This window comes from Streptomyces sp. NPDC043680 (assembly GCF_056436685.1).
The window spans coordinates 296219-317605 of record NZ_JBWKCE010000005.1 but is presented as its reverse complement, the minus strand read 5'-3'; the positions used below and the strand labels follow the sequence as shown (position 1 = coordinate 317605).

17 protein-coding genes are annotated in these 21387 nt (G+C 73.1%); 13 read left to right on the top strand and 4 right to left on the bottom strand.

Annotation, left to right across the window (positions count from 1 at the left end):
* Nucleotides 1-310: 310 nt before the first annotated feature.
* The 4 genes from AC0666_RS13770 to AC0666_RS13755 form a co-directional block, all read right to left on the bottom strand.
* Complete coding sequence (locus AC0666_RS13770) at nucleotides 311-2737, bottom strand: transglutaminase TgpA family protein (RefSeq protein WP_468967104.1); 2427 nt, start codon at nucleotides 2735-2737, stop codon at nucleotides 311-313.
* Nucleotides 2734-4098 carry a DUF58 domain-containing protein gene (locus AC0666_RS13765; protein WP_468967101.1) on the bottom strand — a complete coding sequence of 455 codons (1365 nt, stop codon included), beginning with the start codon at nucleotides 4096-4098 and terminating at the stop codon, nucleotides 2734-2736. The genes AC0666_RS13770 and AC0666_RS13765 overlap by 4 nt, the downstream gene beginning before the upstream one ends.
* A complete protein-coding gene (locus AC0666_RS13760; protein ID WP_356852670.1) occupies nucleotides 4098-5108 on the bottom strand; it encodes an AAA family ATPase in 1011 nt (336 codons plus the stop codon). The genes AC0666_RS13765 and AC0666_RS13760 overlap by 1 nt, the downstream gene beginning before the upstream one ends.
* Nucleotides 5109-5243: 135 nt before the next feature.
* The gene (locus tag AC0666_RS13755) at nucleotides 5244-5795 is read right to left on the bottom strand and encodes a beta-class carbonic anhydrase (protein WP_361720445.1); all 552 of its coding nucleotides are present in this window, start codon (nucleotides 5793-5795) and stop codon (nucleotides 5244-5246) included.
* A 341-nt stretch (nucleotides 5796-6136) separates the two neighbouring features.
* Here AC0666_RS13755 and rsmH point away from each other — a divergent pair, with 341 nt between their 5' ends.
* The 13 genes from rsmH to pgeF all read left to right on the top strand — a co-directional run bounded on the left by rsmH (nucleotide 6137) and on the right by pgeF (nucleotide 21384).
* On the top strand, nucleotides 6137-7066 hold the full coding sequence (rsmH, locus tag AC0666_RS13750; protein WP_468582613.1) for a 16S rRNA (cytosine(1402)-N(4))-methyltransferase RsmH: 930 nt from the start codon (nucleotides 6137-6139) through the stop codon (nucleotides 7064-7066).
* On the top strand, nucleotides 7063-7611 hold the full coding sequence (gene ftsL / locus AC0666_RS13745; protein WP_468967097.1) for a cell division protein FtsL: 549 nt from the start codon (nucleotides 7063-7065) through the stop codon (nucleotides 7609-7611). The genes rsmH and ftsL overlap by 4 nt, the downstream gene beginning before the upstream one ends.
* 7 nt (nucleotides 7612-7618) lie before the next feature.
* Complete coding sequence (locus tag AC0666_RS13740; protein WP_468967094.1) at nucleotides 7619-8047, top strand: hypothetical protein; 429 nt, start codon at nucleotides 7619-7621, stop codon at nucleotides 8045-8047.
* Nucleotides 8044-10038 (top strand): peptidoglycan D,D-transpeptidase FtsI family protein, encoded by a 1995-nt coding sequence (locus AC0666_RS13735; RefSeq protein WP_478707629.1) that lies wholly within the window; start codon nucleotides 8044-8046, stop codon nucleotides 10036-10038. The genes AC0666_RS13740 and AC0666_RS13735 overlap by 4 nt, the downstream gene beginning before the upstream one ends.
* A gap of 45 nt (nucleotides 10039-10083) precedes the next feature.
* Nucleotides 10084-11790 carry a UDP-N-acetylmuramoyl-L-alanyl-D-glutamate--2,6-diaminopimelate ligase gene (locus tag AC0666_RS13730; protein ID WP_478707628.1) on the top strand — a complete coding sequence of 569 codons (1707 nt, stop codon included), beginning with the start codon at nucleotides 10084-10086 and terminating at the stop codon, nucleotides 11788-11790.
* Nucleotides 11787-13211 carry a UDP-N-acetylmuramoyl-tripeptide--D-alanyl-D-alanine ligase gene (locus AC0666_RS13725; protein ID WP_468967085.1) on the top strand — a complete coding sequence of 475 codons (1425 nt, stop codon included), beginning with the start codon at nucleotides 11787-11789 and terminating at the stop codon, nucleotides 13209-13211. The genes AC0666_RS13730 and AC0666_RS13725 overlap by 4 nt, the downstream gene beginning before the upstream one ends.
* The gene (gene mraY / locus AC0666_RS13720) at nucleotides 13208-14278 is read left to right on the top strand and encodes a phospho-N-acetylmuramoyl-pentapeptide-transferase (RefSeq protein ID WP_356852658.1); all 1071 of its coding nucleotides are present in this window, start codon (nucleotides 13208-13210) and stop codon (nucleotides 14276-14278) included. The genes AC0666_RS13725 and mraY overlap by 4 nt, the downstream gene beginning before the upstream one ends.
* Nucleotides 14260-15687 (top strand): UDP-N-acetylmuramoyl-L-alanine--D-glutamate ligase, encoded by a 1428-nt coding sequence (gene murD, locus AC0666_RS13715; protein ID WP_468967081.1) that lies wholly within the window; start codon nucleotides 14260-14262, stop codon nucleotides 15685-15687. Before mraY ends, murD begins: the two co-directional genes overlap by 19 nt.
* A 72-nt stretch (nucleotides 15688-15759) precedes the next feature.
* Nucleotides 15760-17184 (top strand): putative lipid II flippase FtsW, encoded by a 1425-nt coding sequence (ftsW, locus tag AC0666_RS13710; RefSeq protein WP_468967078.1) that lies wholly within the window; start codon nucleotides 15760-15762, stop codon nucleotides 17182-17184.
* Nucleotides 17185-17190: 6 nt separating this feature from the next.
* The gene (gene murG, locus AC0666_RS13705; RefSeq protein WP_356852652.1) at nucleotides 17191-18285 is read left to right on the top strand and encodes an undecaprenyldiphospho-muramoylpentapeptide beta-N-acetylglucosaminyltransferase; all 1095 of its coding nucleotides are present in this window, start codon (nucleotides 17191-17193) and stop codon (nucleotides 18283-18285) included.
* Between the two features lie 16 nt (nucleotides 18286-18301).
* The gene (locus AC0666_RS13700) at nucleotides 18302-19168 is read left to right on the top strand and encodes a cell division protein FtsQ/DivIB (protein WP_478707627.1); all 867 of its coding nucleotides are present in this window, start codon (nucleotides 18302-18304) and stop codon (nucleotides 19166-19168) included.
* Nucleotides 19169-19447: 279 nt separating this feature from the next.
* Nucleotides 19448-20656, top strand: coding sequence for a cell division protein FtsZ (gene ftsZ / locus AC0666_RS13695; protein WP_361720418.1), 1209 nt, complete (start codon nucleotides 19448-19450; stop codon nucleotides 20654-20656).
* A complete protein-coding gene (gene pgeF / locus AC0666_RS13690) occupies nucleotides 20653-21384 on the top strand; it encodes a peptidoglycan editing factor PgeF (RefSeq protein ID WP_478707626.1) in 732 nt (243 codons plus the stop codon). Before ftsZ ends, pgeF begins: the two co-directional genes overlap by 4 nt.
* Nucleotides 21385-21387 lie beyond the last annotated feature (3 nt).

Below are 21387 nucleotides of genomic sequence, written 5' to 3'. Positions count from 1 at the left end.
AACTGGTGGGGCGCCGCAGCCGCCCGACTGAGTACCCGTACCTAGCCGGGGAAATGAGTACGCGCGCGGATGGGCTCCCACCTGGGCGAACGTCAGACTGGGAGCAACGGACAGGAGACCCGGTCCGGACCGCCGACACGGGGCGGCCGGTGCGGGCCGGGGCCTCCTCCGTGACGCAGGACGCGGACGCGGCGGGGCTCGGGGGGATCGAGCCTCGCCGCGTCCGTGCGTCCGGACCCCGGCTCGCATCCCGGCTCGCGCCCCGGTCGGCCCGACACCGCTGCCGGTCCGCCGGCCCGCCGGACCCGAGCTAGCCGCGTGGGCGGACGGGGATGCGGGCCCGGGTCCGGGTCGCGAGGGCCGTGGTGCGCGCCGTCAGGGACGACCGGCGTGCCGCTGCCGCCCACTGGAGCCGGACCGCCGAGCGCGGCAGCAGCAGCGCCCGCAGGCGGGCGCCCCGGCCGAGCCCGGCCAGCAGCGCGGCACGGGCCAGCAGGACATCGGCGGCCACGGCCTCGTAGGCGTCCTCCGCGCCCGGCGGCGCGTACAGAGCCCGCTCGACCGCCCCGGCCACCCGGTGCACGGCCTGCGCCGCCTCCGGGTCGAGCCGTCCCAGCACGACCATCCGCCCCGCCGCCCGGCGCGGCGACAGGGCCTCGTCGGGCGGAATGCCCGCGTCCCAGGCCGCGTCGCCCAGCTCCCGCCAGGCCGGCAGGACGGCCCCGGCAGCGAGTCGCCGGTTGCGGACCCGCGTACGCCACAGCAGCGGCAGCAGCGGCAGGCCCAGGACCGCCAGCGCCCCGGCCGTCCAGGCCAGGACGGAGCCGAGCGAGGGCCCGCCGCCCCCGGAGCCGGCGTTCTGGTGCGGCGCCGCACCCCCGCACTCGCCGAGCTTCTTCAGCTCGGGCGGACACGCGTCGGCATTCGACGGCGCCGTCGACGGCTGCGCCGCGCTCGGCGTGGGCAGCGGCGCGGGCACCGAGGGCTGGGCGGCCGGGGTTCGGGGCCGGGAGTAGTCCGGCACCGTGATGCCCTGGCGGGGCGTCGGCTCGAACCGGGTCCAGCCGACGCCCTCGAAGTACAGCTCCGGCCAGGCGTGCGCATCGCGCATCGACACGTTCACGCTGCCGTCGGACTGCTTCTCACCCGGGGTGAACCCGACCGCGACCCGCGCCGGGATCCCCAGCGAGCGCGACATGGCCGCCATGGAGAACGCGAAGTGGATGCAGAATCCCTCCTTGTCCGCCAGGAAGCGGGCGATGGCCTCCGGACCCGTGCCCGAGGCGACCTTCGTGTCGTAGCGGAAGCCGCCGTTCACGGCGAAGTAGTCCTGCAGCTTCACCGCGCGCGTGTAGTCGTCCTTGGCGCCCTTGGTGACCTGGCGGGCCGTGTCCCCGACCACCGCCGGCAGGTTGCCCGGCAGCTTCGTGTACTCGGCCCGGATCCCCGGGTTCGCCTCCGGCGCCGCCTGGAGCTCCACCGCCGTCGGCTGGAGCAGCAGGCTCCGTACCGTGTACATGGCCCCCTGGACGTTCTGGAACCGGTCCTTGCCCAGCTGGTCGCCGACCAGGGTCCGCCCCGCCGGCTCGAAGCGCCATTTCCCGGCGATGTCGATGCCCGTCGCGGGGTACGGCATCGGCAGGTAGCGCTGGGCGTAGGTGTCCGCCGCCGAGATGCTCGTGCGGACCTCGACCGCGTCCTTGCGCACCTGGTCGCTCAGCCCCGGCGGCCTCGGCAGCTGCTCCGGAACGTCCGTCAGGGTCCGGCCGGACGCCTCCCACTTGACGCCGTTGAACTCGTCCAGCGCGAGGATGCGCAGGTACTGCTCGCCGAGCTGGGGGCTGTCCGTCCGGTACTTGAGCACCACCCGGTTGTCCTGGGCGTTGAGGCTGCCCTGGAGGGAGACCAGCGGGTTGACCGCCGAGATCGTGCCGCCCGTACCGCTGCCGCCGCCCGCGGAGTCGCCGGTCGCGCCGAGCAGTCCGCCGCCGAGCGAGGGCAGCCCGGCGGGCACCACCAGGGCGATGCCCAGGGCCACGGCGCCGATCCGCCGTCCGGTGCGCACGGGGGACACCGCCTGGCCCGGGCCCGCGCCGCCGCCCCCGTAGCCGGAGGCCGCCGACACCCGCCCCGCCGGGGCGCCGCCGAAGACCCGGCCCCACTGGGCCAGCCGGTCCCGGCCCTCGGCGAGCAGCAGCAACAGGTAGCCGCTCCCCGCCAGCAGGAAGGACACCCAGGAGGCCCCGGCGCCGCCGGAGAGACCCGCCGCCACCGAGTACAGCGCGAGCAGCGGCAGCCCGGCCGCGGCAGCCGTCCGCACGGTCACCGCCAGCAGGTCCACCAGCAGGCCGATCAGCAGCACCCCGGACAGCAGCAGCAGCCGGATGCCGTCCGTCAGCGGCGCCGGGATCGCGAACTCGCCCACGTCCTGGACGCCGCGCCGGAACAGCGCCCCGAAGTCCGTCACCAGATAGGCCACCGGCCCGGTCCCGGTGGACTCGCCCTTGCCCGCGAAGAGGAACGCGAGCACCAGCAGCGAGACCAGGGCCTGGCCCGCCACCATGAGCGGCCGCGCCAACGGCACCCGCCGGGCCGCCGCCCCCACCCCGCTCTGCACCGCCAGCAGCAGCGCCGCCTGGAGCAGCCAGCCCGCCGAGTCCACCAGCGCGACCAGCGACCACGAGGTGAGCAGGGTCGCCACCATCGCGAACAGCGTCAATCGAGCGCGCCCGCTCATCCCCGACCTCCGGAAGGTCCCGTGCCGAGCGGAGCGTTCCCGGCCTGCCGCCACAGCTCCCCGAAGGCCACCCCGGGCGGGGCCGCCAGCGCCGTCCAGCCCGCGTCGCGGAGCCGGTGCAGCCGCTCCTCCACCCGCGAGGGCGACCCGGCCCAGAGCGCCGGGTCCAGGAGGAAGGCCACCGCGCCCCCGCTGAGGCGGCGCATCCTGGCCGCCATGTCCGTCTGTACGTCGTCCAGCTCCCCGAAGAAGGCGATGAGCAGCCCGTCACCGCTGCCCGAGCCGAACCCGCCGTCGCCGCCGCCCGAGCGCACGGCGTCGTACGCCCGGGAGAGCCCGGCGCCCTCGGAGTGCCCGACGACGGCGAGGGTGTCCATCATCAGCCCGGCCGCCTCCGCGGACTCCTGCCCGCCGGAGGAGAAGCCGCCGCCGCCCGCGCCCGGCACCGCGTTGCCGGTGTCCGTCAGCAGCCGCACCGAGAAGCCCTGCTCCAGCAGGTGCAGCACGCAGGAGGCGGCACCCGAGACGGCCCACTCGAAGGCGGAGTCCGGGCCGGCGCCCTCGAAGGCGGTGCCGCGGGTGTCCAGCAGGACGGTGGCCTTGCTGCGTTGCGGCTGCTCCTCGCGGCGCACCATCAGCTCGCCGTAGCGGGCGGTGGAGCGCCAGTGCACCCGGCGCAGGTCGTCGCCGCGCCGGTAGGTGCGCGGGATGACGTCGTCGTCGCCGGCCAGGGCCAGCGAGCGGCGGCTGCCGTCGCCGTAGCCGGAGGTCTCGCCGGTGAGCCGGACCGCGGGCAGGGCCTCGGTGCGGGGGACGACCGTGAGGGTGTCGTACGTGCTGAACGAGCGGGTCAGCTCCACCAGCCCGAACGGGTCGGTCAGCCGCAGCTGGAGCGGGCCCAGCGGATAGCGGCCGCGCAGGTCGGAGCGGACCCGGTAGGACACCTCGCGCCGGCCGCCCGGCTCGACCCGGTCCAGCACGAAGCGGGGCCGGGGACCCAGGACGTACGGCACCCGGTCCTGGAGCATCAGCAGACCGGTGGGCATCCGGGAGGTGTTGTCCATGCGCAGCTGCACCCGGGCCTCGGCGCCCGCCGCCACCCGCATCGGGGTCAGCCGGCGGCTGCCGGCGACCCGGTGGCGGGTGCGGTGCAGGGCCAGCACGCAGATCAGCGGCAGGGCGGCGAGCAGCAGTCCGACCCGGAGCAGCTCGCCCTGGCCGAGGACGTACGCGCACAGGGCGGCGGCGACCCCGGCGGCCAGGAAGGACCGGCCGCGGGTGGTCAGGCCGGACAGCGAGGCGCGCAGTCCGGCGCCGCCCTGGCTTCCGCCGCCGGCGCCGCGCGGGGCACCGGCGCTCATCAGAAGCCCCGGACGCCCGCGCCGGGCGGCATCTCGCCGCGGACGTGCGCGGCCGGGACGGGGGTGCGCTGGAGGATGTCGTGGACGACCTGCTCGGCGCTGCGCCGGTTCAGCTGGGCCTGCGCGGTGGGCAGCAGCCGGTGCGCGAGGACCGGGGCGGCCAGCGCCTGGACGTCGTCGGGCAGGACGTACTCGCGGCCGGACAGGGCGGCCGAGGCCTTCACGGCGCGCAGCAGGTGCAGGGTGGCGCGCGGCGAGGCGCCCAGGCGCAGGTCGGGGTGGCTGCGGGTGGCGGAGACCAGGTCCACGACGTAGCGGCGGACCGGCTCGGCGACGTACACCTCGCGGACGGCCTCTATGAGCTTGGTGATGTCGTGGGCGTGCGCGACGGCCTGGAGGTCGTCGAGGGGGGAGAGCCCGCCGTGGACGTCCAGCATCTGGAGCTCGGCCTCGGGGCTCGGGTATCCGACGGAGACGCGGGCCATGAAGCGGTCCCGCTGGGCCTCGGGGAGGGGGTAGGTGCCCTCCATCTCCACGGGGTTCTGGGTGGCGACCACCATGAAGGGGCTCGGCAGCGCGTAGGTGGTGCCGTCGATGGTGACCTGGCGCTCTTCCATGGACTCCAGCAGCGCGGACTGGGTCTTGGGCGAGGCGCGGTTGATCTCGTCGCCGATGACGATCTGGGCGAAGATCGCGCCGGGCTTGAACTCGAACTCGCGGCGCTGCTGGTCGTAGATGCTGACGCCGGTGATGTCGGAAGGCAGCAGGTCCGGTGTGAACTGGATGCGCTGGACCGAGCAGTCGATGGACTTGGCGAGCGTCTTGGCGAGCATGGTCTTGCCGACGCCGGGCACGTCCTCGATCAGCAGGTGCCCCTCGGCGAGGAGCACGGTCAGCGCGAGGCGTACGACCTCGGGCTTGCCCTCGATCACGGTCTCGACCGAGCGGCGCACCCGCTCGGCCGTGCTCGTCAGATCCGCGAGGCTCGCTCGGTCGTCATACGTCGTCACCTGGTTCTCCTCGGCCCTTTCCGCAGGGCCGACGCCCTTGGCGTACTCCGGCCCAACCCCGACACGGACGCCGGCCCGGAGGGTTTCCGGGCGGCGTCTTCCCGCATTCTTGACGGCGTTACGGCGCTGTGTCACTCACGAGGCGGGATCGATCTCCCGCAGGAGCCCGGTGTGCACGTCGAAGACGAAGCCTCGCACATCGTCGCGGTGGGGGAGGAAGGGGTTCGTCCGCACCCGCTGCATGGACTGGCGGACGTCCTGGTCCACGTCGCGGAAGGCCTCGACGGCCCAGGCGGGGCGCTGGCCGACCTCGTCCTCCAGCTCGTGCCGGAAGTCCTCGGTCAGGCTTTCGAGGCCGCAGCCGGTGTGGTGGATCAGTATCACCGTCCGGGTCCCCAGGGCGCGCTGGCTGATGGTGAGGGAGCGGATGGTGTCGTCGGTGACCACGCCGCCGGCGTTGCGGATGGTGTGGCAGTCGCCGAGTTCGAGGCCGAGGGCCTTGTGCAGGTCGAGGCGGGCGTCCATACAGGCCACCACGGCCACGTGCAGGACGGGACGGGCGTCCATACCGGGATCCTGGAACTGGGCGGCGTACCTCCGGTTCGCCGCCACCAGCCGGTCCGTGACGGAACCGCCGCCGGAGGCCTGGGGGGTGGACTCTGTGGGCAGGGATGCGGAAGTCGTCATGCATACGACGTTAGTGGTCACGGCTGGTTAAGGCATGGAGTGAGGGTGGACAAAGAACGTCAACCGTCCTTGTTGTGAGCTAACCCACAGGGGTGGGACGGGGGCGGCCGTCCGGGTGATTCGCGGCTTTTGGGGGTTCCGTACGAGTGGGGCGCACGGCGCGCGGGGTGGTTCGTTGATCACGGCGACCGTTGCACTAAAGTGGCGCGAACCGGCCGGAGCCCGGCCCTCACCGGCCTACCGGCCCCCTGGTAACACTCCGCGTGCGCGGCGCGGCGTATGCCTGCCGCGCCGTTATCTGAGAGGGCGCTTTGACTAGCGAGTCCCGACATGTCCCGGTGATGCTCCAGCGGTGCCTGGACCTGTTGGCCCCGGCGCTGGAGGGGCCGGGGGCCGTCGTCGTCGACTGCACCCTCGGTCTCGGCGGCCACAGCGAGGCCCTGCTGACCCGGTTCCCCCAGGCGCGCCTGATCGGCCTCGACCGCGACAAGGAGGCCCTGCGGCTGTCCGGGGAGCGCCTCGCGCCCTTCGGCGACCGCGCCACCCTCGTCCACGCCGTCTACGACGAGCTGCCCGACGTACTGGACCGGCTCGGCATCCCCACCGTGCAGGGCATCCTCTTCGACCTCGGCGTCTCCTCCATGCAGCTGGACGAGGCCGACCGCGGCTTCGCGTACGCGCAGGACGCGCCGCTGGACATGCGGATGGACCAGACGACGGGGATGAGCGCCGCCGAGGTGCTCAACACCTACCCGGCGGGCGAGCTCGTACGGATCCTGCGCCAGTACGGCGAGGAGAAGCAGGCCAAGCGGATCGTCTCGGCGATCGTGCGCGAGCGCGAGAAGGAGCCGTTCTCGAACAGCGCGCGGCTGGTCGAGCTGATCCGCGACGCCCTGCCGCAGGCGGCGAAGCGGACCGGGGGCAACCCGGCCAAGCGGACCTTCCAGGCCCTGCGCATCGAGGTCAACGGCGAGCTCTCGGTCCTGGAGCGGGCCATTCCGGCGGCCGTGGACCGGATCGCGGTGGGCGGGCGGATCGCCGTGCTGTCCTACCACTCGCTGGAGGACCGCCTCGTCAAGCAGGTCTTCGCGGCGGGCGCGGCGTCGACGGCCCCGCCGGGGCTGCCGGTGGTGCCGGAGAAGTACCAGCCGAAGCTGAAGCTGCTCACCCGGGGCGCGGAGCTGCCCACGGAGGAGGAGATCGCCGAGAACCGGCGGGCCGCCCCGGCCCGCTTCCGCGGGGTCGAGCGCATCCGGGAGGCGCGACTGTGAGCAAAGCCGGGGGACGGCTGCGGAGCCCCTCGGGGCAGGCGGCGCTGACACCGTTCGTCCTGCTGGTGGTGGCGCTGCTCGCCGGCGGGCTGATCAGCCTGCTGCTGCTGAACTCGGCGCTCAACGAGGGCTCCTTCCAGCTGAGCAGGCTGAAGAAGGAGACCACCGCCCTGACGGACGAGGAACAGGCGCTGCAGCGGGACGTGGACGGCTACTCGGCGCCGGACGCACTGCAGCGGCGGGCGCAGGAACTGGGCCTGGTGCCCGGGGGCAGCCCGGTCTTCATCGGCCCCGACGGCAAGGTCACGGGCACCGGCACCCCCGCGGAGCCCCCGCCCCCGCCTTCGGCCCCTGGGACGCCCGCGCCGAACCCCGCGGCCGTCCCGAGCCCGGCGGGCTCCCCGGCCCCGGCCCCGCCGGGCCCGGACCAGGGTGCCGGCCAGGGCGCGCCCCCGGCGGGCGCCCCCGGCGGTCCCGGCCCCGCCCAGGGCGGCCAACCCCAGCCGGGCGGAGCCCCTCAGCCCGCCCCGACCCCCGGAAGGTGACGTCGTGATGCGGACCCCTGCGGGACGCTGCACCGGATTCGGCCCCACCGGGCCCTGCAGCCTGCAGCGCTTCTCCCACCCCCGACCCCCGTCCGCCGGCGCCCCCCACCCCACCCGGCCCCACGCTTCGCACGCCGGCGGGGCTGCTACGGCGCTCCACGCCGACCGCCCGACCGCCGGGCACACCCCGCACACCTCCGGGGCCGGCCCGGCCCGGCCCCGCGGCCTCGCGGCGCGCCCGGCCGGCCTGGCGCCCCGCACCGCCCAGACCGCCGGGCCCGGCCTGCACACCTCCGGCCCCGCCGGACCCGGTCCGGCCGGGCACCGCGCCCGCGCGGCTCGGCCCGCCGCGTGGGCGTGCGGCGACGGGTGCGGGTCGAGGGTGCTCGCGGTGGCGTACGCCGATGCGGGGGGCGTGCAGGGGGTGGGCGCGTGAGCCCCCGGGTGCCCGGGCCCGGGAGGGCTCGGCCCGGCGGCGGCGAGCGGGCGCGGGCGAACTCGCGCCCCGCGACCCGCAGGCCCGCCCCCGCGAGGCAGGCGCACACCATCCGTCTCGGCAGCCCCAAGCCCCGGCTGCGCCTCGTGAGCGTCGGGCTGACCCTCGTCATGCTGGCCTTCGTCGTACGGCTGCTCCAGGTCCAGGCCGTCGACGCCTCCGCCTACTCGGCCAAGGCCTCCGAGAACCGCTTCACCAGCTACACCCTGGCCGCCGAGCGCGGTGAGATCACCGACCGCAAGGGCGTCGCCCTCGCCACCAGCGTCGACGCGTACGACATCACCGCCGACCCCAAGATGTTCACCCCGCAGGACAGCAAGGCCCCCGACGCCCCCGAGCAGGCCGCCGCCCTCCTCGCGCCGATCCTCGGCAAGGACGCCCAGGAGCTCACCGGGCTGCTGAAGACCAAGAACACCCGCTACGTCGTCCTGGCCCGCCGCCAGACCCCCCAGGTCTGGAACCAGATCAAGGACCTCAAGCGGGTCTTCGCCGACAAGGCCGCCGCCGACAAGAAGAACAACGGCCCCGGCGCGAACGTCCTCGCCGGCGTGTTCAACGAGGACAGCAGCAAGCGCGTGTACCCCGGCGGGGACCTGGCTGCCGGGATACTGGGCTACGTCAACGCCGAGGGCAAGGGCGCCGGCGGCCTGGAGTCCGCCCTCGACAAGAAGCTGGCCGGCAAGGACGGGGCGATCACCTACGCCCAGTCCGGCGGCCGCCGCGTGCCCACCGCCGGGTCCAGCGAGAAGCCCGCCGTGCCCGGCGACGACATCGAGCTCACCATCGACCGCGACATCCAGTGGGCGGCGCAGAGCGCCATCACCGAGCAGGTCCAGAAGTCCGAGGCCGACCGCGGCTACGTCATCGTCCAGGACACCCGCACCGGCGAGGTGCTGGCGATGGCCAACGCCCCCGGCTTCGACCCCAACGACCTCGGCCGGGCCCGCGCCGCCGCCATGGGCAACGCCGCCCTCCAGGACGTGTACGAGCCCGGCTCCACCGCCAAGGTCATGTCGATGGCCGCCGTACTGGAGGAGAAGAAGGCCACCCCGGAGACCCACGTCGAGGTCCCCAACCGCCTCCACCGCGGCGACCGGCTGTTCAAGGACGACATCGACCACCCGACCTGGTACCTCACCCTCAACGGGGTCCTCGCCAAGTCCTCCAACATCGGCACCATCCTGGCCACCGGCCAGCTCGGCGCCACCCAGCCCGAGGCCAACCGGGTCCTGTACTCGTACCTGACCAGGTTCGGCATCGGCCGGCCCACCGGCCTGAACTACCCCGGCGAGTCCCGCGGCATCCTCGCCCGGCCCGAGGACTGGTCGACCTCCCAGCAGTACACGATCCCTTTCGGCCAGGGACTCTCCCTCAACGCCATGCAGGCGGCCTCCGTGTACTCGACCATCGCCAACGGCGGGGTCCGCATCACCCCGACCCTGATCCGCGGCACCAAGGGCCCCGACGGCCGCTTCACCCCGGCCCCGGCCCCCGAGCAGACCCGCGTGATCAGCCAGGAGACGGCGAAGACCCTGTCCGAGATGCTCGAATCCGTGGTCGACGACCAGGACGGCACCGGCACCAAGGCCCGGATCCCCGGCTACCGGGTCGGCGGCAAGACGGGTACCTCCAACCGGGTGGATCCGGCCACCGGCCGCTACAAGGGCTACACCGCCTCCTTCGCCGGGTTCGCGCCCGCCGACAACCCCCGCATCACCGTCTACTGCGCCATCCAGAACCCCACCAAGGGCAGCTACTTCGGCGGCCAGATCTGCGGTCCGATCTACAAGAAGGTCATGGAGTTCGCCCTCAAGACCCTCCAGGTCGCCCCCACCGGAACCGCTCCCGCCGGGCTCCCCGTCACCTTCGACGCAGGCCCGCAGCCCACCCCGCCCTCCGCTCCGCAGACCAGCCCACAGCCCGGCCGCTGACCCGGCAGCCCGGCCGGCCCGCCAGAAACCCGTGAGGCACCACCAGTGACAACGATCACCCCGGAACCGGGGAACCAGTCCGCCACCGGCTCCCCGGCCGGGCCCTCACTTCGCGACCGGCCCGCCGCGCCCGGTACGCTCACCGCCGTGCCCCACGCTGATCAGCCCAGAACCACCCAGAAAGACGCCCCGGCAGCGCCGCCGGGAGCGCCCCGGCCCACGGCCGTCCGCCCGACCCCGCTCGGCGGGCTGGCCACCCTGCTGGGTGTCCCCGCACCGTCCGCGGCGGAGCAGCCGCAGATCACCGGCATCACGCACGACTCCCGCGCCGTGCGCCCCGGCGACCTCTACGCGGCCCTGCCCGGAGCCCGGCTGCACGGCGCCGACTTCGCGGCCCAGGCCGCCGCGCAAGGTGCCGCCGCCGTGCTGACCGACCCGACGGGCGCCGAACGGGCCGCCGCGACCGGCCTGCCGGTGCTCGCCGTCGCCGACCCGCGCGGCCGGATGGGGGAGCTCGCCGCCGAGATCTACGGCCACCCGGGCGAAGGCCTGCTCCAGATCGGCATCACCGGCACCTCCGGCAAGACCACCACGGCGTACCTCGTCGAGGGCGGCCTGCGCGGAGCCGGGCGCAGCACCGGCCTCGTCGGCACCGTCGAGATGCGCATCGGCGACGAGCGCATCAAGTCCGAGCGGACCACTCCCGAGGCCACCGACCTCCAGGCGCTCTTCGCGGTCATGCGCGAACGCGGCGTCGAGGCCGTCGCCATGGAGGTCTCCAGCCACGCCCTGGTCCTGGGCCGGGTCGACGGCTGCGTCTTCGACGTCGCCGTCTTCAACAACCTGAGCCCGGAGCACATGGAGTTCCACTCCGACATGGAGGACTACTTCCAGGCGAAGGCGCAGCTGTTCACCGAGCGCCGCGCCCGCCTCGGTGTGGTCAACATCGACGACGAGTACGGCCGCCGCCTCGCCAAGGAGGCGACGATCCCGGTCGTCACCTTCTCCGCCGCCGGCGACCCGGCCGCCGACTGGCGCGCCGAGGACGTCGTGTTCGGGCACATGGACTCCACCCTGACGGTGGTTGGCCCGGCCGGGGAGCGCGTACGGGCCACGGCCCCGCTGCCCGGACCGTTCAACGTCGCCAACACCGTCGCCGCGATCACCACCCTCGCCGCCGCCGGCCTCGACCCGCAGACCGCCGCCGACGGCGTCGCCGCGGTCCCCGGGGTGCCCGGCCGGCTGGAACGGGTGGACGCGGGCCAGCCGTACCTCGCCGTCGTCGACTACGCACACAAGACGGACGCCGTCGAATCAGTGCTGCGCGCCCTGCGCGAGGTCACCACCGGCAAGCTCCACATCGTGCTCGGCTGCGGCGGCGACCGCGACACCACCAAGCGCGGCCCGATGGGCGCCGCGGCCGCCCGGTTCGCCGACACCGCCGTCCTGACCTCCGACAACCCGCGCTCCGAGGACCCCCTCGCGATCCTCGCCGCGATGTTCGAGGGCGCCGTGTCCGTACCGCCCGCCGAGCGGGGCACCGTCCTCGTCGACGCCGACCGGGCCGCGGCCATCGCCGCCGCCGTCGCGCGCGCCGAGGCCGGCGACACCGTGCTCGTGGCCGGCAAGGGCCACGAGCAGGGCCAGGAGACCGCAGGCGTCGTACGGCCCTTCGACGACCGAGCGGTGCTGCGCGCCGCGATCGAGAACCGAGCACAACCGAACGTCCGACAGGCCGAGGTGAACCAGTGATCGCCCTCTCCCTCGCCGAGATCGCCGACATCACCGGCGGGCGGCCCCACGACATACCGGATCCGTCGGTGCGGATCACCGGGCCCGTGGTCATCGACTCCCGCCAGGTGGAGGCCGGCAGCCTGTTCGCCGCCTTCGACGGCGAGCACGTCGACGGCCACGACTACGCCGGGCGCGCGGTCGCCTCCGGCGCAGCGGCCGTCCTCGCCGCCCGGCCCGTCGGCGTACCCGCGATCGTCGTCCCCGACGTCGAAAAGGCGCTCGGCGCCCTCGCGCGGGCCGTCGTGGAACGCCTCGGCACCGACGTGGTGGCCCTGACCGGCTCCGCCGGCAAGACGTCCACCAAGGACCTGATCGCCCAGGTGCTCCAGGCCCACGCCCCCACCGTGTGGACCCCGGGCTCCCTCAACAACGAGATCGGCCTGCCGCTCACGGCGCTGCGCGCCACGGAGGAGACGCGGCACCTGGTCCTGGAGATGGGGGCCCGCGGCATCGGCCACATCCACTACCTCACCGGTCTGACCCCGCCGCGCATCGGCCTCGTCCTCAACGTCGGCACCGCCCACATCGGCGAGTTCGGCGGCCGGGAGCAGATCGCGCAGGCCAAGGGCGAGCTCGTGGAGGCCCTGCCGGCAGCGGACGAGGGCGGAGTGGCCGTCCTGAACGCGGACGACCCGCTGGTGCGTGCGATGTCCGCCCGCACCAAGGCCCGTGTGCTGCTGTTCGGCGAGGCCGAGGACGCCGGTGTACGTGCCTCGGAAGTCCGGATGACACCTGCGGGACAGCCCTCCTTCACACTCCACACACCCACCGGGTGCGGCGAAGTGACCTTGCGCCTGTACGGTGAGCACCACGTGTCGAACGCGCTCGCCGCGGCCGCCGTCGCCCATGTACTGGGCATGTCCGCCTTGGAGATCGCCACCGCGCTCTCCGGGGCAGGCACCTTGTCCCGGTGGCGGATGGAGGTCACCGAGCGGGCGGACGGCGTGACGATCGTCAACGACGCCTACAACGCGAATCCCGAGTCCATGCGGGCCGCTCTGCGCGCACTTGCCGCGATGGGCGGTACCGCCCAGGCACGCGGGGGGCGCACGTGGGCGGTGCTCGGTCCCATGGCCGAGCTCGGTGACGCATCGCTGGCCGAGCACGACGCGGTGGGGCGGCTTGCCGTCCGGCTCAACGTGAGCAAGCTCGTCGCAGTCGGGGGCAGGGAAGCGTCCTGGCTGCAACTGGGCGCATATAACGAGGGTTCGTGGGGTGAGGAGTCGGTGGTCGTGTCCGACGCGCAGGCGGCGATCGACCTGTTGCGCAGTGAACTGCGCCCGGGGGACGTCGTGCTGGTGAAGGCCTCCAGGTCGATCGGCCTGGAGCGGATCGCTCAGGCGCTGCTGGCCGGCGAGGGCGAGGTCGCCGACCGATGAGGCAGATCCTCTTCGCCGGTGTCATCGGCATGTTCCTGACCGTGGTCGGCACTCCGCTGCTGATCAAGCTGCTGGCCCGCAAGGGTTACGGCCAGTTCATCCGCGACGACGGCCCGCGCGGCCACGCCGGGAAGAAGGGCACGCCCACCATGGGCGGCATCTCCTTCATCCTGGCCACGCTCATCGCGTACGCCCTGACGAAGGTGATCACGGGCAGCCAGCCCACGTTCTCCGGCGTGCTGGTGCTCTTCCTGATGGCCGGCATGGGCCTCGTCGGCTACCTCGACGACTACATCAAGATCGTCAAGCGCCGCTCGCTCGGTCTGCGGGCCAAGGCCAAGATGGCCGGCCAGCTGATCGTCGGCATCGCCTTCGCGGTGCTCGCGCTCCAGTTCAAGGACATCCGCGGCAACGCCCCGGCCTCCACCAAGCTGTCGTTCGTCACGGACTTCGGCTGGTCGATCGGCCCGGTGCTGTTCGTGGTCTGGGCGCTGTTCATGATCCTCGCGATGTCCAACGGCGTGAACCTGACCGACGGCCTCGACGGTCTGGCCACCGGCGCCGCCGTGATGGTCTTCGGCGCGTACACCTTCATCGGCGTCTGGCAGTTCCAGGAGTCCTGCGCCAACGCGCAGACCCTGACCAACCCCAACGCCTGCTTCGAGGTACGCGACCCGCTGGACCTCGCGATCGTCGCGTCCGCCCTCATGGGCGCCTGCTTCGGCTTCCTGTGGTGGAACACCTCGCCCGCCAAGATCTTCATGGGTGACACCGGCTCGCTGGCCCTCGGCGGCGCCCTCGCGGGCCTGGCGATCTGCTCCCGCACGGAGTTCCTGATCGCCCTCCTCGGCGGCCTGTTCGTCCTCATCACCATGTCGGTCGTCATCCAGGTCGGCTCCTTCAAGCTGACCGGGAAGCGCGTCTTCCGGATGGCGCCGCTCCAGCACCACTTCGAACTCAAGGGGTGGTCCGAAGTCCTCGTGGTGGTCCGCTTCTGGATCATCCAGGGCATGTGCGTCATCGTTGGTCTCGGACTCTTCTACGCGGGATGGGCAGCGGACAAGTGACCTCCTGGCAGGGCAAGAACATCACCGTCGCCGGTCTCGGCGTGAGCGGCATCAGCGCCGCCCGCGCCCTGGCCGGCCTCGGCGCTTCGGTGACCGTCGTGGACGGCGGCGACGGCGAGGGCCACCGCGCGCGGGCCGCCGAGCTCGGCGAGCTGGGCATCTCCGTACGCCTCGGGGATGCGCAGACCCTGCCCGAGGGCACCGACCTGGTCGTCACCTCTCCGGGCTGGAAGCCCGACAGCCCGCTCTTCGCGGCCGCCGCCGCGGCCGGCGTGGACGTCGTGGGCGACGTCGAGATCGCCTGGCAGCTGCGGGGCGAGGGCGCGGCCCCCTGGCTCGCGATCACCGGCACGAACGGCAAGACCACCACCACGCAGATGCTGGCCTCGATCCTGCGGGCGGCGGGCCTGAAGACCGCCGCGGTCGGCAACATCGGCACCCCGATCATCGACGTGGTGCTCGGCGAGGAGCGGTACGACGTCCTCGCCGTGGAGCTCTCCAGCTACCAGCTCCACTGGGCGCCCTCGCTGCGCGCCCACTCGGCGGCCGTGCTCAACCTGGCGCCCGACCACCTCGACTGGCACGGCTCGATGGAGGCCTACGCCGCCGACAAGGGCCGGATCTACGAGGGCAACACGGTGGCCTGCGTCTACAACGTCGCCGACCCCGCCACCGAGAAGCTGGTCGAGGACGCCGACGTCGAGGAGGGCTGCCGGGCGATCGGCTTCACCCTCGGCGCCCCCGGTCCCTCCATGCTCGGCGTCGTCGACGGCATCCTCGTCGACCGGGCCTTCGTCGAGAACCGGCAGAAGAACGCCCAGGAGCTCGCCGAGGTCTCCGACGTCAACCCGCCGGCCCCGCACAACATCGCGAACGCGCTCGCCGCGGCCGCGCTGGCCCGCGCCTTCGGCGTCCCGCCGCGCGCGGTCCGCGACGGACTGCGCGACTTCCGGCCCGACGCGCACCGCGTCGCGTACGTGGACGAGGTCGCCGGGGTCACGTACATCGACGACTCCAAGGCCACCAACACCCACGCCGCGGAGGCCTCCCTCGCCGCGTTCGAGCCCGTCGTGTGGATCGCCGGCGGCCTCGCCAAGGGAGCGACCTTCGACGAGCTCGTGCAGAAGTCCGCGAAGCGGCTGCGCGCGGCGGTCCTGATCGGCGCCGACCGGGCGCTGATCGCCGAGGCGCTGGCGCGACACGCGCCCGAGGTCCCGGTCACCGACCTCGACCGGACCGACACTGGGGCGATGCTCGCAGCGGTCCGGGAAGCGGCCCGGCTCGCCGAGCCCGGCGACACGGTCCTGCTGGCACCGGCCTGTGCCTCGATGGACATGTTCGCGAACTACAACGAGCGCGGGGACGCATTCGCCGACGCGGTGCGCGAACTGGCCGCCGAGAGCGCCTAGGTCCGGCAGGAGGTTCCTCCCCGACCGGCCCGCGGGCTGCTCGCCTCGTACGAGTGGAGGGGAAGGTCACACATGCCGGCCAAGCAAGTGCTCCCGGGGCGGCGGCCGTCTGCCGTGAAGACCGCGAAGCCAGCGAAGCCCGCCAAGGCGGCCAGGGCCGCCGGCGCGGTCCGGGCCGTCCGGCCGCAGGGCCGCCGGCGCCCGGTGCGCGGCCTGAAGAGGTCGCCCGGGCGCGGGCCGCTGGACCGGCTGCGGCGTACGCAGCGGCAGCTGCGTAGGGCCTGGGACCGTCCCCTCACTGCGTATTACCTGATTTTCGGCAGCTCGCTGCTCATCACCGTGCTCGGGCTGGTGATGGTCTACTCGGCTTCGATGATCAAAGCCCTTCAGCTGGGCCTGGGAGACGCGTACTTCTTCAAGAAGCAGTTCCTGGCCGCCCTGATCGGCACGGGGCTGCTGCTGGTCGCCTCGCGGATGCCGGTCAAGCTCCACCGGGCGCTCTCCTACCCGGTCCTCGCCGGGACCCTGTTCCTGATGGTCCTGGTCCAGGTCCCCGGGATAGGAGTCGCGATCAACGGCAACCAGAACTGGATCTCCCTCGGCGGCCCGTTCATGCTGCAGCCCAGCGAGTTCGGCAAGCTGGCGCTGATCCTGTGGGGGGCCGACCTGCTGGCCCGCAAGGGCGGCAAGGGGCTGCTGAGCCAGTGGAAGCACCTGCTGGTGCCGCTGGTCCCGGTGGCGTTCGTACTGCTCGGGCTGATCATGCTGGGCGGCGACATGGGCACCGCGATGATCCTCGGGGCCATCCTGTTCGGGCTGCTGTGGCTGGCGGGCGCCCCGACGCGGATGTTCGTGGGGGTGCTGGCCGCGGCCGGCGTGGTCGTCGCGCTGCTGATCAAGACGAGCCCGCACCGGATGGACCGGCTCGCCTGCATCGGAGCGACGGACCCCGGCAAGAACGACCTCTGCTGGCAGGCCGTCCACGGAATCTACGCTCTCGCATCGGGCGGATGGTTCGGTTCCGGTTTGGGTGCCAGTGTGGAAAAATGGGGGCAACTACCCGAAGCCCACACCGACTTCATCTTCGCCATCACCGGGGAGGAACTGGGTCTGGCGGGGACGCTGTCGGTACTCGCCCTGTTCGCGGCTCTAGGCTATGCGGGTATCCGCGTGGCCGGACGCACGGAGGACTCCTTCGTACGCTATGCCGCGGGAGGCGTGACCACCTGGATCACGGCGCAGGCCGTGATCAACATCGGTGCGGTGCTCGGCCTGCTGCCGATCGCCGGTGTCCCGCTCCCGCTGTTCTCGTACGGAGGTTCCGCGCTGCTGCCGACCATGTTCGCGGTCGGACTGCTCATCGCCTTCGCGCGGGAGGAGCCGGCTGCGCGCGCGGCGCTCGCGATGCGCCAGCCGAAGACCGGCTGGAAGCGGACCGGGCAGAGATGGAAGTCGATGAGACGGCGCGTCAAGAGGCGTCCGTCCGGAGAGCGGTGAATTTCGGTGCATGTCGTACTCGCCGGTGGGGGGACCGCCGGCCACATCGAGCCGGCGCTCGCCCTCGCGGACGCCCTGCGCAGGCAGGACCCTTCCGTGGGCATCACCGCCCTCGGCACGGAGCGCGGGCTCGAAACCCGCCTGGTGCCCGAGCGCGGCTATGAACTGGGGCTGATCCCCGCCGTTCCGCTGCCCCGCAAGCCCACCCCCGAGCTGATCACCGTCCCCGGACGGCTGCGCGGCACGATCAAGGCCGCCGAGGAGATCCTGGAGCGCACCAAGGCCGACTGCGTCGTCGGCTTCGGCGGCTACGTGGCCCTGCCCGGCTACCTGGCCGCCAAGCGGCTCGGCGTGCCGATCATCGTCCACGAGGCCAACGCCCGGCCCGGACTGGCCAACAAGATCGGCTCCCGGTACGCGCACGCCGTCGCGGTCTCCACCCCCGACAGCAAGCTGCGCGGGGCCCGCTACGTGGGCATCCCGCTGCGTCGCAGCATCTCCACCCTGGACCGGTCCGCGGCCCGCCCGGAGGCGCGTGCCGCCTTCGGCCTGGACCCCAACCTGCCGACGCTGCTCGTCTCCGGCGGCTCGCAGGGCGCCCGCCGCCTCAACGAGACGATCCAGGCGGTCGCGCCGACCCTCCAGCGCTCCGGGATCCAGATCCTGCACGCGGTCGGCCCGAAGAACGAACTGCCGCGTGTCGACAACATGCCCGGGATGCCGCCCTATGTGCCGGTACCGTACGTGGACCGGATGGATCTCGCGTACGCCGCCGCCGACATGATGCTGTGCCGGGCGGGCGCGATGACCGTCGCCGAACTCTCCGCCGTCGGGCTGCCCGCCGCGTACGTCCCGCTGCCGATCGGCAACGGCGAACAGCGGCTCAACGCCCAGCCGGTGGTCAAGGCCGGCGGCGGACTGCTCGTCGACGACGCGGAACTGACGCCCGACTGGGTGCTCGGCCAGGTCCTGCCGGTCCTCGCCGACCCGCACCGCCTGTACGAGATGTCCCGCGCCGCTGCCGAGTTCGGCCGCCGGGACGCCGACGAGCTGCTGGTCGCGATGGTGTACGAGGCGATCGCCGCCCACAGGAACCGCTAGCGCAGGAGGCACAGGAGTGGCCGGAGCGAAGACCGCACCGCGCGGGAGCCGGGGTTCCGACGGGTCCGACCGGCCCGCCGGCCCCGGCCGGGGTTCCGGCCCTGCCACGTCCCCCGAGGCGCCGGGCGCGGCGCGGACATCCGGCCTGCCGGGCCCCGGCACGCGGCGCTTCCTCAGGCGCGTGTGCCGGGGTCCGGTGCTGCTCCCGCTGATCGCGGCGGTCCTGCTCGTGGCGGGCGGCAGCTGGGTGCTCTACGGCTCCTCCTGGCTGCGGGTCGAGAAGGTGACCGCGAGCGGAACCCGGGTCCTCACCCCCGGACAGGTCCTGGCCGCCGCGGCGGTGCCCGTCGGAGCCCCGTTGGTGAGCGTGGACACCGACGAGATCGAGAGCCGGGTCCGCAGCAGGCTGCCCCGGGTCGATTCGGTCGACGTGGTGCGGGCCTGGCCGCACGGAATCGGGCTGAAAGTGACGGAGCGCAAACCCGTCCTGCTCATCAAAAAGGGCGCCAACTTCGTGGAAGTGGACGCTTCGGGTGTGCGATTCGACACGGTTGCGAAAGCACCCGACGGTGTTCCGGTCCTGGAATTGACGGCGGCACAGTCGCCGAGCGGCCGCCGCTTCGACGAGCAGCGGCTGCTGCGCGAGGCGGTGGGCGTCGCCGGCGACCTCCCCGAGGCCGTCGCCCGGCAGACCGCGCAGGTCAAGGTGGGTTCGTACGACTCGGTCGTACTGGAGTTGACCCGGGGGCGCACGGTGATGTGGGGCAGCGGCGAACAGGGCCAGGCCAAGGGCCGCGCGCTGACCGCCCTGCTGAAAGCCGCGCCCAAGGCTGACCACTTTGACGTGAGCGTCCCCACCGCCCCTGCGGTGTCCGGGAGTTGACGTCGGCTCGAACAGCGACGCACCCTGGTTGGCCACCGATACGGGTGATCACATAGGGTGAAAAGAAAAACGGGAGGTTCGGCGTGTTCGTTGAACACGCGCTACTTGTCGACTTAGTGTCCTGTTCGGAAGAGTCCAAGGAACAGGCACATACTTAACCCTAAACTTCAGGGTTAGGGTTCGGGTCGGCGCGTTCGGACCGTCCCACATTTCGGCATCAGTCGTCGCAACGCAGGCCCGCGAGGCGGCGACACGTAATCGAGGCGAGAGGCCTTCGACGTGGCAGCACCGCAGAACTACCTCGCAGTCATCAAGGTCATCGGTGTCGGCGGCGGTGGTGTCAATGCCATCAACCGAATGATCGAGGTCGGTCTCAAGGGTGTCGAGTTCATCGCCATCAACACGGACGCCCAGGCCCTGTTGATGAGCGACGCCGACGTCAAGCTCGACGTCGGCCGTGAACTCACCCGGGGCCTCGGCGCCGGAGCGAACCCGGCCGTCGGTCGCAAGGCGGCAGAGGACCACCGCGAGGAGATCGAGGAGGTCCTCAAGGGGGCCGACATGGTCTTCGTCACCGCCGGCGAGGGCGGCGGCACCGGCACCGGCGGCGCGCCCGTCGTCGCCAACATCGCACGCTCGCTGGGCGCCCTGACGATCGGTGTGGTCACCCGCCCGTTCACCTTCGAGGGCCGGCGCCGCGCGAACCAGGCGGAGGACGGCATCGCCGAGCTCCGCGAAGAGGTCGACACCCTCATCGTCATCCCCAACGACCGGCTGCTGTCCATCTCGGACCGCCAGGTCAGCGTGCTCGACGCCTTCAAGTCGGCCGACCAGGTCCTGCTCTCCGGCGTGCAGGGCATCACCGACCTCATCACCACCCCGGGTCTGATCAACCTCGACTTCGCCGACGTCAAGTCCGTGATGTCCGAGGCCGGCTCGGCCCTGATGGGCATCGGTTCGGCCCGCGGCGACGACCGCGCCGTGGCCGCCGCCGAGATGGCGATCTCCTCGCCGCTGCTGGAGGCGTCCATCGACGGGGCGAGGGGCGTCCTCCTCTCCATCTCCGGCGGCTCGGACCTCGGTCTCTTCGAGATCAACGAGGCCGCGCAGCTGGTGAGCGAGGCCGCGCACCCCGAGGCGAACATCATCTTCGGCGCCGTCATCGACGACGCGCTCGGCGACGAGGTGCGCGTCACCGTCATCGCCGCCGGGTTCGACGGTGGACAGCCCCCGGCCCGCCGGGACAACGTCATCGGCGCCGCGTCCACCAAGCGCGAGGAGCCGGCCCCCGCCCCGGTCCGCGCGGCCGAGCCGGTCCGCCCGGCCTTCGGCGGACTGGGTACGGTCACCCCGCGCGAGGACCCGCCGGCCCCGGTCGAAACGGCTCCGGTCGAGGCCGCGGCCCCCGCGCCCGCGCAGGTCCCGACGGCCCGGCCCTACCAGGACAGCCCGGCCGAGGAACTGGACGTCCCGGACTTCTTGAAGTGACGCTGGGGCAGCACATCGAGAGCGGCGCCCACTTCGCCTTCACCGACCGGTGGGGCGGGGTGAGCGCCGTTCCGTACGAGGAGCTCAACCTCGGCGGCGCGGTCGGCGACGACCCGGCCGCCGTTCTCGCGAACCGGGCGATCGCGGCCAAGGCCCTGGGCATCGACCCGGACCAGGTGGTCTGGATGAACCAGGTCCACGGCAAGGACGTGGCGGTGGTGTCCGGTCCCTGGGGGAGCGACGCCGAGATCCCGTCGGTGGACGCCGTGGTGACCGCCCGGCGGGGGCTGGCCCTCGCGGTGCTGACCGCCGACTGCACTCCGGTCCTGCTGGCCGACCCGGTGGCGGGCGTCGCGGCCGCCGCCCACGCCGGACGGCCCGGACTGGTCGCCGGAGTGGTGCCCGCCGCCGTGGCGGCGATGGTCTCCCTCGGCGCCGACCCGGAGCGGATCACCGCCCGTACGGGACCCGCGGTCTGCGGGCGCTGCTACGAGGTGCCGGCGCAGATGCGGGAAGCCGTCGCCGAGGTGGTTCCGGCGGCCCGCGCCGAGACCAGTTGGGGAACCCCGTCGGTCGACGTGGTGGCCGGGGTGCACGCCCAGCTCGCGGAGGCGGGGGTGGTGAACCGGCACCGTTCGGCGGTCTGCACACTGGAGTCGCGGGACCACTACTCGTACCGCCGCGACCGGGTGACCGGGCGGCTCGCCGGATATGTCTGGTTGGACTGAGGA